The organism is Streptomyces sp. NPDC057474, assembly GCF_042802555.1.
GTDB lineage: Bacteria > Actinomycetota > Actinomycetes > Streptomycetales > Streptomycetaceae > Streptomyces.
In genome coordinates, this window is record NZ_JBHVDX010000137.1 from 12,740 (window position 1) to 27,366 (window position 14,627).

The window sequence follows — 14,627 nt, forward strand, 5'->3', positions numbered from 1 at the left end:
TCCCGACGCAGGGCCCTTCGGAAGGCTGGGTCCTGTCGGGCTTCGCGATGACGAACACGCCCTTGCCCCGAACCCCCTGAACAATCCCTCCGCTTCAAGTGGTTCGATGGCGGACTTGATGGTGCGACGACTGACGGCGCCGCCCGTCTCCTGCTCCAGTTCGCAGTGGGACGGGATGCGGCGGCCGACCGGGATCTCTCCGCGTCGGACGCAGCTCGCGCAGGACGGATGCGAGCTGCAAGTACATCGGGGTGATGCTCTCCCGGTCGATCTCAATCATGAGTGGGAGCGTAAAAGGCCGACCTGGAGCAGGGGCCCTCACGACGGGTGCGACCAAGGTGTGGATGATGCCCATCGCCATCAGCTCCTCTTTGTCGTGTCTGGTGGCCACGCCTCCGGACGTGATCGACGTGGACGCCGGGACATGGGCTGTCGTCTTCCGGGACGGGGGCCGGTGGATGGTCCGGCAGGGCGGAACGGTGCGACTGTGGGACCGGATCACCGAACGTGTCGCGCGGTGGCAGTCGGACGGCCGTCCGTATGCGGCTGTGTGCCGGACGGGCAACGCCTCACCTGGGGCGTGATCGACGGGCCGCCCACGCCCCAGGATTGTTGCGGCGGGATGAAATCGGCTGCTCCGCGCGTTGGTGCCTTCCGGAAGACCATGACGACGAGGAGGGCACCGCGTGGCCGCGCGACAGGGGGAGGCACCCGCAGGGGACGAAGCAGGTTGGGCGCGCAGACTGGCCGGGTATGCCTGGCGCTACCCCAAGGGCGTGATCCTCGCCCTCGGCTCGTCCCTCGCCGGTATGGCGGTGATGGCGCTGGTCCCCCTGATCACCAAGGTGATCATCGATGACGTGATCGGGGACAAGACCAGGGACATGGCCCCCTGGGCGGCAGCCCTGATCGGCGCCGCCCTCCTCGTCTACGTCTCCACCTACATCCGCCGCTACTACGGCGGCCGCCTCGCCCTCGACGTCCAGCACGATCTGCGGACGGAGATGTACGGGACGATCACCGGCCTCGACGGGCGGCGGCAGGACGAGCTGTCCACCGGGCAGGTCGTCGGCCGCGCCACCAGCGACCTCCAGCTGATCCAGGGCCTGCTCTTCATGTTGCCGATGACCATCGGCAACATCCTGCTGTTCCTGATCTCCCTCGTGATCATGGCGTGGCTGTCCCTGCCGCTCACCCTGGTCGCGATCGCCGTCGCCCCCGCCCTGTGGTGGATCGCCGGGCGCAGCCGCACCAAGCTGCACCCCGCCACTTGGTACGCCCAGGCCCAGGCCGCCGCCGTCGCCGGCGTGGTCGACGGCGCCGTCAGCGGCGTACGCGTGGTGAAGGGGTTCGGGCAGGAGGAGCAGGAGACCGGGAAGCTGAGGGAGGTCGGCCGTCGGCTCTTCGCGGGGCGGCTGCGTACCATCCGGTTCAATTCCCGGTACACCCCCGCCCTCCAGGCCGTCCCCGCCCTCGGCCAGGTCGCGATGCTGGCGCTCGGCGGCTGGCTGGCCGTGCGCGGCCACATCACGCTCGGCACGTTCGTCGCCTTCTCCACCTACCTCGCCCAGCTGGTCGGCCCCGTCCGCATGCTCGCCATGGTCCTCACCGTCGGCCAACAGGCCAGGGCCGGCACCGAACGCGTCCTGGAGCTGATCGACACCGAGCCCACGCTCGACGACGGCACCAAGACCCTTCCCGCCGACGCGCCCGCGACCGTCGAGTTCGACGACGTGTCCTTCGGGTACGACTCCGGGCGACCCGTCCTCGACGGCCTCAGCTTCGAGATCCGCCCCGGCGAGACCCTCGCCGTCGTCGGCTCCTCCGGCTCCGGCAAGTCCACCGTCTCCCTCCTCCTCCCGCGCTTCTACGACGTGTCCCGCGGCGCCGTCCTCATCGGCGGCCACGACGTCCGCGAGCTGACCCTCGACTCGCTGCGCGCCGCGATCGGCCTGGTCCCCGAGGACTCCTTCCTCTTCTCCGACACGGTCCGCGCCAACATCGCGTACGGCCGCCCGGACGCGACCGACGAGCAGATCGAGACCGCCGCCCGCGCCGCCCAGGCGGACCGTTTCATCGCCGAGCTGCCCGACGGCTACGCCACCAAGGTCGGCGAACACGGCCTCACCCTCTCGGGCGGCCAGCGCCAGCGCGTCGCCCTCGCCCGCGCGATCCTCACCGACCCCCGCCTCCTCGTCCTCGACGACGCGACCTCGGCGGTGGACGCCCGCGTGGAGCACGAGATCCACGAGGCGCTGACCCACGTCATGGAGGGCCGCACCACCCTCCTCATCGCCCACCGCCGCTCCACCCTCGGCCTCGCCGACCGCATCGCCGTCCTCGACGAGGGCCGCCTCGCCGACATCGGCACCCACGAGGAGCTGGAGCGCCGCTCCGCCCTCTACCGCCGGCTGCTCACCGACCCCGACGAACTGGGCGGAGTCTCGCCCGGCCACATCCCCCCGACCTCCCTGACCAAGGCCGACGACACCCCCGTACGCGACTCGATACGGGACGAGCTGGACGCCGAGTTCGACGCCGAGCGCGGGATCACGCCCCGTCTGTGGACCGGCGACCGGGAGCCACGCGACACCGCCTTCGACGGCACCCCCGCGACCCCCGAACTCCTCGCCCAGGTCGAGGCGCTGCCCCCGGCGACCGACACCCCCGGCATCGACGAGGCCCGCGCGGTCGCCCCGGAGGAGTCGTACGGCCTGAAGCGGCTGCTGCGCGGCTTCGGGATGCCCCTCCTGATCAGCCTGGCCCTGGTCGCCGTCGACGCGGGCATGAGCCTGCTGCTGCCCGTCCTGATCCGGCACGGCATCGACCAGGGCGTCTCACAGGCGGCCCTCGGCGCGGTCTGGGCGGCGTCCCTGCTGGGCCTGATCGCGGTGATCGCCCAATGGGCGGCCCAGGTCGGCGAGATGCGGATGACCGGCCGCACCGGCGAACGCGTCCTCTACTCCCTCCGCCTGAAGATCTTCGCCCAGCTCCAACGCCTCGGACTCGACTACTACGAGCGGGAGTTGACGGGCCGGATCATGACCCGGATGACGACCGACGTGGACGCCCTGTCGACGTTCCTGCAGACCGGCCTGGTCACGGCCTTCGTCTCCGTCGTCACCTTCTTCGGCATCATGGGCGCCCTGCTCGTGCTCGACGTACAGCTCGCCCTCGTCGTCTTCGCCACGCTCCCGCCGCTGATCGTCTGCACGGTCTTCTTCCGCCGGGCGAGCGTGAAGGCGTACGAGCTGGCCCGCGAGCGGGTGTCCGTGGTCAACGCGGACCTGCAGGAGTCGGTGGCCGGGCTGCGGATCGTGCAGGCGTTCCGGCGTGAGCGGCACGGCGGCGAGCGGTTCGCGGCCGGCAGCGACAGCTACCGCCAGGCCCGGGTCCACGGCCAGTGGCTGATCTCGATCTACTTCCCGTTCGTGCAGTTCCTGTCCTCGGCGGCAGCGGCGGCGGTCCTGATCGTCGGCGCCCACCGGGTCGACGCGGGCACCCTGACGACCGGCGCCCTGGTGGCGTACCTCCTCTACATCGACCTCTTCTTCGCCCCCGTCCAGCAGCTCTCCCAGGTCTTCGACGGCTACCAGCAGGCCACCGTCTCCCTGGGCCGCATCCAGGAACTCCTCCAGGAGCCGACGTCGACGAAGTCCGCCGACGAGCCGCTGGAGGTGCTCTCCCTGCGCGGCGACATCACCTTCGAGGACGTGGACTTCGCGTACGGCTCCACCGACGACGGGGAGGAGGCCTTGAGTGGGGTCGGTCTCACGATCCCCGCCGGGCAGACCGTCGCCTTCGTCGGTGAGACGGGCGCCGGCAAGTCGACGCTCGTCAAGCTCGTCGCCCGCTTCTACGACCCCACCGGCGGCCGGGTGACGGTCGACGGCGCCGACCTGCGCGACCTCGACCTCACCTCGTACCGCCACCGCCTGGGCGTCGTCCCGCAGGAGGCGTACCTCTTCCAGGGCACGATCCGGGACGCCATCGCCTACGGCCGCCCCGAGGCCACGGACGCCGAGGTGGAGGCAGCGGCCCGTGCCGTCGGCGCCCACGACATGATCGCCACGCTCGACGGCGGCTACCTCCACGAGGTCGCCGAACGCGGCCGTAACCTCTCCGCCGGGCAGCGCCAGCTGATCGCCCTGGCCCGCGCGGAGCTGGTGAACCCCGACATCCTGCTCCTCGACGAGGCGACGGCCGCCCTGGACCTGGCTACGGAGGCCCAGGTCAACCATGCCACCGACCGCCTCGCCGGCCGTCGCACCACCCTCGTCGTCGCCCACCGCCTCACCACGGCCGCCCGCGCCGACCGCGTCGTCCTCATGGCCCACGGCCGCGTCGCCGAGGACGGTACCCACGACGAACTGCTGGCCCGCGACGGACGGTACGCCGCACTCTGGCGGACCTTCGTGGGCGAGCCGGCGCTGAAGCCGTAGGGGTCCCTCGTAGCGTGTCGCTCTGAGCGCGCAACCGTTCGAGGGGGGTTATGCGTCCGTACATCAGTACGGGCGTGTGGCGGGAGGGACAGCAGTGAGCAGGCGTGGGATACGTCGGCCGATGGCGCTCGGACTGGCCGTGGTGGCGACGGCCGGCCTGCTGACTCTGGCCGGGCCGGTGGGGAGCGCGGAGGCCGCCGCCCCGTCCTGCGCCGGGCGCAAGGTGCGGACGCTGACCTTCGACACCGGGACCGTGCGGGTCTACCGCAAGGGCAGCCGGTATGTGTGCGCCGTGCTCGTGCCCAGGAAACAGGCCCGCAAGGGGACCGTGCGCATCCGGGCCCGGGGCGGCCAGTGGGTGCGCAACAAGAAGCACCCCGCCGGGCCCGTGACCGTGCACGCGGGCCGACGCGCCGTATGGATCAAGGCACGGGCCGGCGGCGAGACGTACGACTCGGGCTGGATCCTCCGCTGAGCCGCCACGCATCCGGCCGCCGCCCGCCGGCCCCCGGCAGATCGGTGTCCCACACAGGGTTTTCCCTATCTCTCCCATCTCCGGCTGAAAGCAGTCCAGTTGGCCCCTTTCTTCCCTGGTGCCCCGGCGGTGGCTCCGATAGCTTCCGGCGCACAGCTGCTGCATAGGGGAGAAACGCATGCGCAAAGCACTCAGATGGGTGCTGTCGCTCGTGGTGCTCATAGGCACGTTGAGCACGGCGGGGGCGGCCACCGCCGCGGGATCGGACACCGGTGACATCAAGGACCGGCTGCTCGCGATACCGGGCGTGAGCCTGATCGAGGAGAAGCCGTACCCGGGTTACCGCTTCTTCGTCCTCAACTTCACCCAGCCGGTGGACCACGGGAACCCGAAGAAGGGCACGTTCCAGCAGCGGATCACCTTGCTGCACAAGGACACGGCCCGTCCGACGGTCTTCTACACCGGCGGCTACAACGTCTCCACGAACCCCGGCCGCCGCGAGCCCACGCAGATCGTGGACGGCAACCAGGTCGCCATGGAGTACCGCTTCTTCAACCCGTCCCGCCCCGACCCGGCCGACTGGTCCAAGCTCGACATCTGGCAGGCGGCGAGCGACCAGCACCGTATCTTCAAGGCGCTGAAGAAGATCTACGGCAAGAAGTGGATCTCGACCGGCGGCTCGAAGGGCGGCATGACCGCCACCTACTACGAGCGCTTCTACCCCAAGGACATGGACGGCGTCGTCGCGTACGTCGCCCCCAACGACGTCGTCAACAAGGAGGACTCGGCATACGACCGGTTCTTCGCGAAGGTCGGCACCAAGGAGTGCCGCGACCGGCTGAACGCCGTGCAGCGCGAGGCGCTCGTCCGTCGGGAGCCGCTGAAGAAGAAGTACGCGGAGGCCGCCGCCGCCGAGGGCTTCACCTTCGACACGGTCGGCAGCCTCGACAAGGCGTACGAGGCGGTCGTCCTCGACTACGTGTGGGGCTTCTGGCAGTACAGCCTGCTCGCCGACTGCGACAGCGACGTCATCCCGAAGGACGCCAAGAACGCGACGGACGACGAGATCCTGACATCCATCGACACGATCTCCGGCTTCTCCTTCTACACCGACCAGGGCCTGGAGCCGTACACGCCGTACTTCTACCAGGCCGGTACGCAGCTGGGCGCGCCCACGATCCAGTTCCCGCACATCGAGAAGAAGTACATCCGCTACGGCTACCAGCCGCCCCGGAACTTCGTCCCGCGTGACATCAAGATGCGGTTCCAGCCGTACGCGATGCGGGACGTCGACACCTGGGTCCGCGACAACGCCAAGCAGATGCTCTTCGTGTACGGGCAGAACGACCCGTGGGGCGCCGAGCCGTTCCACCTGGGCAAGAAGGCCCGCGACTCGTACGTCTTCACGGCCCCCGGCGCCAACCACGGTGCCAACGTCGCCGGTCTCGTCGAGGCGCAGAAGGACCTGGCCACGGCCCGGATCCTGCAGTGGGCGGGCGTCGCCCCGGCCACCGTCCAGGCGGACCCGAGCAAGGCGAAGCCGCTGGCGAAGTTCGACTCCAAGCTCGACCAGCGTGACGTCGAGCGGGAGCCGGCGCTGCGGCCGTAACCTGCCCGACCTGTAAGTGAGTTGAGCCCCGGTGCCGCCACAGAGCGGCGCCGGGGCTCACTTCTCCTCGGCGGCCTCGGCGGCCTCGGCGGCCTCGGTGTCCAGCGCCACCCAGCCCACCCGGGTCGACGGGGCGTAGACGATGCCGCCCGCCACCATCGGCTCGGTGTCCAGGCCCGTCGCCACGCCGCTGGCGTCCTCGACGCTCGGCACGCTGTGCTGGTAGAGCAGCTTGCCCGAGCCCGACTCGAAGACGGCGACGTCACGGGTGTTGGCGACGTAGACGCGGTCGCCGGCCTGGACGGGCGGTGCGTCGGCCGGGCCCAGGCCGGGCATGGGCCTGCGCCACAGCTCGGTCCGCTCGACCGTGTCGACGGCGACCAGTTCGCCGCCCGTCTGGGTGGGGGCCACGAACAGCACCCGGCCCGGGGTCACCGACAGCTCGGGTGCCCCGATCTGACCGCCGCCCAGGGTCGCGTCGACCTCGGTGCGCACACCCTTGGCACCGGCCGCCAGGTCCTGGCTCAACAGGGTGCTCTCCGCGCTCTCGTCGTTCACCACGACGCAGTACAGCCGTGTCGCGCCGTCCTCTTCGAGCAGCGCCTGGCTGCCGGGTTCACACGGCGCGGACAGCTCGAACGCGGCGACCTCCTCGCCGCTGCCGGTGTCGACGACCGTGACGAAGTCCTCGCCGAGCCCGGAGTCGGTCACGCCGGTGAACACGTGGAGCCGGTCGCCGACGACCCGGAGCGCGGGCGGATGCCCGGTGCCGCCCTCGGGGGCGTCCCGCGCCGACAGCGTCCAGCTCTCCCGGCCCGTGCGCGCGTCGACGGCCTGGACCAGGCCGCCGTGGTCGACCACGTACACCCGTTCGCCGTCCCCGATGAGTCGCTGGGTGAGTATCGCCATCGCGTAGCGCCACTTCACCTTGCCGTCGGCGAGCGAGAGACCGATGAGACGGTCGCCGATGTTGACGATCGCGGTGTCGCCGACGACGACCGGGGTGTTCTGGCCGTACGACGAGGCCTCGTCCGTCCGCCACAGCTCCTTGCCGGTCGCGGCGTCGATCCGGACCGTCCGGTCGCCGACGCACACCAGGGACGACTCGGCGTACACGCAGTCGCTGTTCTGGAGGTTGTACTGCCACCGCCGCCAGCCGTCCGGGCGGCGCTCGGGGCTGTCGTGGTAGGTGAACGTGAAGCCGCCCGAGCCGGACTGCGTGCTCGCGTACGCGGCGGACCCCTCCGGCTGCGTGACGGCGCGAGCGCTCCGGCTGGGCTTCCCGCTCGGACTCCCGGCGGAATCCGAGCCGCCCCCGTCACCGTCCCCACCACCGCGCAGCCCGTACAGCAGTCCGCCCGACAGCGTGGCGACCGCCACCACCGTGGCCGCCACGGCGAGGACGAGCCGCCGACGCCGCCGGGGCGGGGGAGTGGCGGCGGAACCCGCGTCCGTGCTCACGGGCGGCGCCTGAGAGCCGGGCGTCGGTGAGCGCAGCACGAAGGTGTCCGGGGAGTCGAGGGCGGCCGGGTAGGACGTGCCCCGCAGCAGGGAGAGCAGCTCGTCCGCGTCCGGGCGCTCGGCGGGCTCCTTGGCCAGGCAGTTCTCGACCACCGGCAGCAGCCAGTCGGGCACCCCCTCCAGGTCGGGGGGTTCGTGGACCAGCTGGTACGCCACCGCGTACACGTCCGTGGCGTCGAACGGCACATGGCCGCTCGCCGCGTACGTCAGCACCGAGCCCAGCGCGAAGATGTCGCTCCGCGGTCCGACGTCCTTCTGGGCGCGAATCTGCTCCGGCGACATGAACGGCGGGGTGCCCACCGTGATCCCCGTGCCCGTGGGCATGTCGGTGTCGGCGGCGCGCACGATGCCGAAGTCGATGACCCGGGGGCCGTCGGCGGCGAGCAGGACGTTGGCCGGCTTGAGGTCGCGGTGCACTATTCCGGCGCGGTGGATGTCGCGCAGCGCCTCGGCGAGGCCGATGGCGAGGCGGTACAGCTCCTCGGCACCCAGGGCGGCCCCCAGCTTGATGCGCTGGTCCAGTGGCTGCCCCGGCACATAGAGGGTCGCCATCCAGGGCGGATCGGCGTCCGGGTCGGCGTCCACGACCGGCGCGGTGAAGGCTCCGCTGACCTGCCGGGCGGCGGTCACCTCGCGTCGGAAACGGCGCCGGAAGTCCGGCTGGTGGGCGAGGTTGCCGCGGATCACCTTGAGGGCGACCTGGCGGCCCGAGGGCGACGTACCGAGATAGACACGGCCCATCCCGCCGGAGCCGAGCAACGAGTCGATGCGATAACCGGGAATCTCCGGCAACTCCTCCGTACCAGGAGCGCCCTGAGGATCCTGGGTCATGGTCCCCCCGTCGTTCACCGTCGTCGTACGGTCCGTAAGCGGATGATATCGATCCGGGATCACGGTGTACGCAGGGATGCTCGACTCAACTCGGTAAGGGGCACTCGGCACTCGGCACTCAGGCGGGCACGGCGCACCCCACCGGCCGGTTCCCGCCCAACTGCACATACAGATCGGTGGTGGCAGGGCACTGCGGCTTCGTGTCGACGGCGGTCGTGACCCGGTACTCCGGATCGTGCCTGCCCTCGCCGTCGCAGGCCGTCTCGCGGACCTCGCCCTGCCCGGCGCCGTAGACACAGTCGCCGACGATGGTGCGGGGGCCGCCCCCGCCGCCGGGGTCGCCCGGGTGCGGCGGCTGGAGCTTGCGCATGCAGGCGTAGCCCTGCGGTACGGAACCGTCGCCGTCCTCGTCCTCGGCGGACTCGCCGGACTCGCCGGAGGAGGGCCGGGACTCGCTGATGTGGAGCACGAAGTCGGTGGTCGGCGGGCAGAGCGGCCCCTGCCCGACCCGGCCGTCGTGCCGTGCCACGACCCGAGCGGCGGCACGCTCGCCCGCGCAGGGCACCTCGGTGAAGCTGGTCGTCCCGAACGAACTGCACTCGTCGACCCCGAGGAACACCGTCCCGTACCCGGGCGGCCGGATCGGCGCGGTCGTGGTCGTCCGCTCCTCGGGCTGCTCACTCACCCCGCCCGACCAGGCCTGACACCCTGAGAGCGCGGCGACGGCCAGTATGACGGCAGCCACGAGCACCCCTGTACGCACCCTTCGAACGCGACACACCCCTCGCATGGCCACCCCCCGATGCACCCCCCTCCAGCGTGACCCCGCGGCGGGGGTCACGCCAGACATACCGTGCGCTTTGCGCCAGTTGGGGGTAGTGCGCGAGGAGTGCGGCGTAGGTGTCGTACGTCAGGCCCCGTAGGCCGGGTTCGGTACTCCGGCCTCAGTACCTCAGCCCGTGCCCGATCGGGTACAGCACCCGCGCCGGGTCGTCGGCCCGCTGTACCGGCACCGGCAGCTTCCCGCGCGGCGCCACCCGCCCGGCCAGCACCCGTGCCGCCGCCCGCACCTCGACGTCCGTCCACGAGTACGACGCCAAGTAGCCCTTCACATCGGGCAGTTGGGCCACGTCGTACGGGTTCCGGACCGCGACCGCCACCACCGGGACACCGGTGGCGAGGAGCCGCGAGACAAGGGTCCGCTGGGTGCCGGCCGCCGTCACGTTGTATGTCGCCACGACCACCGCGTCCTTCCCCCGGGCCGCAGCGACGGCCTGGTCGATGACGGCCTGGGCGGGTGTCGTACCGGTCGACAGGCTGGTCGTCGTGAAGCCGAGGGAGGCGAGTTCGGCGGCGAGGACGGCCGTCGGCGGTCCCGTGGTGCCCGACGGGGACGCCGGGTCGGCGCCGACCACCAGCACGTTCCTGTGCGTACGACGGGACAGCGGCAGCAGCGAGCCCTCGTTGACCAGGAGGGTCGTGGTCCGTTCGGCGATCCGGTCGGCGGCGTCGAGATGCCGCCCGATCCCCACGACCCGGTCGACTCCCGCGTCACTCACGTACGGGCGCTCGAACAGCCCGAGCTTCGCCTTGAGCCGCAGGATCCGCAGGACCGACTCGTCGAGCCGCGCCTCGGTCAGCTCGCCGGCGCGTACGGCGGCGAGGACGGCGTGCCACGCCACGTCGATCGACGGCGGGTTGAGGAGCTGGTCGACACCGGCCTTCAACGCCAGCACCGGCACCTGGTCGTCGCCGTACTTCTCCCGTACGCCCTGCATGCCCAGCGAGTCGGTGACGACGACCCCGTCGTAGCCCAGCTCGCCGCGCAGGATGCCGGTGAGGATCGGGCGGGAGAGGGTGGCCGGGTCGCCGGACGGGTCCAGGGCGGGGACCATGATGTGCGCGGTCATGATCGAGTCGATGCCGGCGCGGATCGCGGCCCGGAACGGCGGGGCGTCGAGGGCGGTCCACTGCTCCCGCGTGTGCTCGATGACCGGGAAGCCGTAGTGGCTGTCGACGGCCGTGTCCCCGTGTCCCGGGAAGTGCTTGGCGGTGGCCGCGACCCCGGCCCCCTGATATCCCTTCACCTGCGCGGCGACCAGCCCCGAGACGGCCTTGGGGTCGGCGCCGAAGGACCGTACGCCGATGACCGGGTTGGCCGGGTTGACGTTCACGTCGGCGACGGGCGCGTAGTCCTGCCGGACGCCGATGGCTCGCAGCTCGGCGCCACCGATGCGCCCGGCCTCGCGCGCGTCGGTGCGCGAACCGCCCGCGCCGAGGGCCATCGCGCCCGGCAGCAGCGTGGCGGGCTTGCCGACCCTGGCCACGATGCCGTGCTCCTGGTCGGTGGAGATGAGCACGGGCAGCCCGCGGGGAAGGCCGAGGGAGGCGCGCTGGATACCGTTCGACAGGGCGGCGATCTGGTGCGGGTCCCGGGTGTTGTGCGCCCACGAGAAGTAGATGATCCCGCCGACCCGGTACTTCGCCAGCAGCTCGGCGGCCGTCCGGACGCCCAGCTCCTGCAGGTTGGCGTCGATGTCGGCCTGGTCGGGGGCGGTCGCCGAGTGCCCGTAGACCCGCATCACGAAGAGCTGGCCGACCTTCTCCTCGAGCGTCATACGGGAGACGAGAGCACGGAGTCTCTTGTCGTCGGCGCTGTCGGCGCTGTCGGCGCTGTCGGCGCTGTCGGCCTGTGCGTCGGTGCCGACGGCCAGGGCCGCGGTGACGCCTGCCGTGGCGGCGAGAACGGTACGTCTGGAGGGCACGTGCGCTCCTTCCGGAGGGATCCGCTGAAGGAAACTTCCAAGGTGTCACGAGTATCCGGGAAGTTTCTTCCGGTCAAGGGGGCGCACAGTAACGCGGCGGCGTGGTGGCCGCGTGGTGAGGGGCCGTCACCGGCGCTGTCGGAGGGGGCGCGCCGGTGACGGCGTGCTGCCGGCCACAGGCGGCGGAGAGGGTTGGTCAGCGATCGCAGCCAGCAGCGAGGCCGACACCGCACTGCGGAGACTCGTCCGACAGCATGGCGGTTGGACGGGGTGGGGTGGGTTCGGGTTCCCGGGAATGGGCGAATTCCGGAAGTTGGTACGGGTGGGGAGGGAGGGGCACCGGGGAGCTCGGGGGGTGGGGGGAGTCGGCGGATGCGGGTGGTTCGTGGTTGCTCGCGCAGTTCCCCGCGCCCCTACAAGACCTGGCCCTGCGGGTGTGAAGACGATGACTCTGCGGGCCTGAAGGCGACGGGCTCGCGGGCCTGAAGGCGACGGGCTCGCGGGTCTGAAGGCGACGGCTCTGCGGGTCTGATGGCGGCGGGTCTGCGGGTGTGAAGGCGGCGGGCTTGCGGGTGTGAAGGCGGTGGCTCTGCGGGTCTGATGGCGGCGGGTCTGCGGGTGTGAAGGCGGCGGGCTTGCGGGCCTCATGACGGCGGGCTTGCGGGTCTGATGACGGCGGGTCTGCGGGCCGAAAAGCATGGGGCGCAGCCCCTGCTTTTCAGGGGCGCGGGGAACTGCGCGAGAAGCCCCACGCACCCGCACCCGCCCACGCACCCGCACCCGCCCACGCACCCGCACCCGCCCACTCACCCGCACCCGACCCCCCCCGCGCTGCAAGTCGCACCCAAGGTCCACTTGTCGGACAGTCCGGCGCCCCAACGCGGTCGAGGTCCAGCATGGCGGCATGGCCCTCGTCGACATCCCCGGTTCCAAGTCCCTCACCGCCCGCGCCCTCTTCCTCGCGGCGGCAGCCGACGGCGTCACCACCCTCGTACGCCCCCTCAGGTCCGACGACACGGAGGGCTTCGCGGAGGGCCTGGTCCAGCTCGGCTACCGCGTCGGCCGTACCCCGGACACCTGGCAGGTAGACGGCCGCCCGCAGGGCCCCGCCGCCGCGGAGGCGGACGTGTACTGCAGGGACGGCGCCACCACCGCCCGCTTCCTGCCGACCCTCGCCGCCGCCGGCCACGGCACCTACCGCTTCGACGCCTCCGCCCAGATGCGCCGCCGCCCCCTCGCCCCGCTGACCCGCGCCCTGCGCGACCTGGGCGTGGACCTGCGGCACGAGGAGGCGGAGGGCCACCACCCGCTCACCGTCACCGCCGACGGAGTCGAGGGCGGCGAGGTGGTGCTGGACGCGGGCCAGTCCTCCCAATACCTGACCGCCCTCCTCCTGCTCGGCCCGCTCACCCGCACCGGCCTGCGCATCACCGTCACCGACCTGGTCTCGGTGCCGTACGTGGAGATCACGATCGCGATGATGCGGGCGTTCGGCGTGGAGGTCGGCAGGGAGGGCGACACGTACGTCGTCCCGCCCGGCGGCTACCGCGCCACCACCTACCCGATCGAACCCGACGCCTCCACCTCCAGTTACTTCTTCGCGGCCGCCGCGCTCACCGGCGGTGAGGTCACCGTGCCGGGCCTGGGCGAGGGGGCGCTCCAGGGCGACCTTGGCTTCGTGGAGGTCCTGCGGCGGATGGGCGCGCGGGTGGACGTCGGCGTGGACCGTACGACGGTGAAGGGCACCGGCGAACTCCACGGCGTCACCGTCAACATGCGGGACATCTCCGACACCATGCCGACCCTCGCCGCGATCGCCCCCTTCGCCTCGGGACCGGTGCGCATCGAGGACGTGGCGAACACGCGGGTGAAGGAGTGCGACCGTCTGGAGGCCTGCGCGGAGAACCTCCGGCGGCTGGGCGTGGACGTGGCGACGGGCGAGGACTGGATCGAGATCCGCCCCGGCACCCCCCGGGGCGCGGAGATCAGGACCTACGGCGACCACCGCGTCGTCATGTCGTTCGCCGTGACGGGCCTGCGGACGCCCGGCATCACCTTCGACGACCCCGGCTGCGTACGGAAGACGTTCCCGGGCTTCCACGAGGCGTTCGCGGAGCTGCGGCGGGGGATGCGGGCCGGGTAGGACGGCGGCGGCCCCTTGCTACCCTCCCGGCCATGACTGCCTCCGAGCCCACCATCGTCGCGACCTCGGGCGGCCACCGACTCGGTGACCGCACCCGGGTGACCTTCCACTCGCTGGTGCACCACGCGGTGGAACTGTCGGGGGCGAACGGGCGGCGCCCGAAGGTCATGTACGTCGGTACGGCGGTCGGCGACTCCGAACACATGACCGCGCGCATGAGTGAGGCCGCGCGGGTGGCGGGCTTCGACCTGACGCCGCTCGCGCTCTTCCCGATGCCCAACATCGAGGACGTCGAGTCGGCCGTCCTCGAACAGGACGTCGTCTGGGTCATGGGCGGCTCGGTCGCCAACCTGCTGGCCGTCTGGCGCGTCCACGACCTCGACCGGATCCTCCGCCGCGCCTGGGAGTCAGGTGTCGTCCTCAGCGGCGTCAGTGCGGGCTCCATCTGCTGGTTCCGGGGCGGCACGACCGACTCCTTCGGCCCTCGACTCCGGCCCGTCACCGATGCGTTGGGGTATCTCCCGTACGGCAACGGCGTCCACTACGACAGCGACGCGGGCCGGCGGCCACTGGTGCACCGCCTCGTCGCCGAGGGGACGCTCCCGGAGACCCACTGCACGGACGACGGGGTCGGCCTCGTGTACCGCGGCACGCGGCTCGTGGAGGCGGTCACCGAACTGCCGGGCAAGGGGGCGTACATCGTTCGCCGCGAGGGCGATGCGGCGGCCGAGGAACGCGTGGAGCCCCGCCTCCTGCCGGAGCCTCGTCACTAGATGATCTATTCCAAGGGGTCAGTGATCGTAGGCGATCAGTGAGCGTAGGACGGTTTGTCCGGTCGCGT

The 14,627-nt window shown here is 71.5% G+C and carries 9 protein-coding genes; 6 read left to right on the forward strand and 3 right to left on the reverse strand.

Features of this window, described 5'->3' with window-relative positions:
* The first annotated feature begins 347 nt into the window (after positions 1-347).
* The 4 genes from ACFU53_RS30700 to ACFU53_RS30715 all read left to right on the forward strand — a co-directional run bounded on the left by ACFU53_RS30700 (position 348) and on the right by ACFU53_RS30715 (position 6,526).
* A complete protein-coding gene (locus ACFU53_RS30700) occupies positions 348-584 on the forward strand; it encodes a hypothetical protein (protein ID WP_383999458.1) in 237 nt (78 codons plus the stop codon).
* 102 nt (positions 585-686) lie between these two features.
* Positions 687-4,442, forward strand: coding sequence for an ABC transporter ATP-binding protein (locus ACFU53_RS30705; protein WP_383999461.1), 3,756 nt, complete (start codon positions 687-689; stop codon positions 4,440-4,442).
* 121 nt (positions 4,443-4,563) lie between these two features.
* A complete protein-coding gene (locus tag ACFU53_RS30710) occupies positions 4,564-4,917 on the forward strand; it encodes a hypothetical protein (protein WP_383999481.1) in 354 nt (117 codons plus the stop codon).
* Positions 4,918-5,095: 178 nt separating this feature from the next.
* On the forward strand, positions 5,096-6,526 hold the full coding sequence (locus ACFU53_RS30715; protein ID WP_383999464.1) for a S28 family serine protease: 1,431 nt from the start codon (positions 5,096-5,098) through the stop codon (positions 6,524-6,526).
* Between the two features lie 57 nt (positions 6,527-6,583).
* Here the strand turns inward: ACFU53_RS30715 and ACFU53_RS30720 are convergent, their stop codons facing one another.
* The 3 genes from ACFU53_RS30720 to ACFU53_RS30730 form a co-directional block, all read right to left on the reverse strand.
* Entirely contained in the window at positions 6,584-8,878 is a 2,295-nt protein-coding gene (locus ACFU53_RS30720; RefSeq protein ID WP_383999467.1) for a PQQ-binding-like beta-propeller repeat protein, read from the reverse strand.
* 118 nt (positions 8,879-8,996) lie between these two features.
* Entirely contained in the window at positions 8,997-9,668 is a 672-nt protein-coding gene (locus ACFU53_RS30725) for a hypothetical protein (protein WP_383999470.1), read from the reverse strand.
* 154 nt (positions 9,669-9,822) lie between these two features.
* Entirely contained in the window at positions 9,823-11,643 is a 1,821-nt protein-coding gene (locus tag ACFU53_RS30730; RefSeq protein ID WP_383999472.1) for a glycoside hydrolase family 3 protein, read from the reverse strand.
* A gap of 904 nt (positions 11,644-12,547) precedes the next feature.
* Between ACFU53_RS30730 and aroA the strand changes: the two genes are divergently transcribed.
* Both aroA and ACFU53_RS30740 read left to right on the forward strand, forming a co-directional pair.
* Entirely contained in the window at positions 12,548-13,786 is a 1,239-nt protein-coding gene (aroA, locus tag ACFU53_RS30735) for a 3-phosphoshikimate 1-carboxyvinyltransferase (RefSeq protein WP_383999475.1), read from the forward strand.
* Between the two features lie 32 nt (positions 13,787-13,818).
* A complete protein-coding gene (locus ACFU53_RS30740; protein WP_383999478.1) occupies positions 13,819-14,559 on the forward strand; it encodes a Type 1 glutamine amidotransferase-like domain-containing protein in 741 nt (246 codons plus the stop codon).
* Positions 14,560-14,627: the final 68 nt, after the last annotated feature.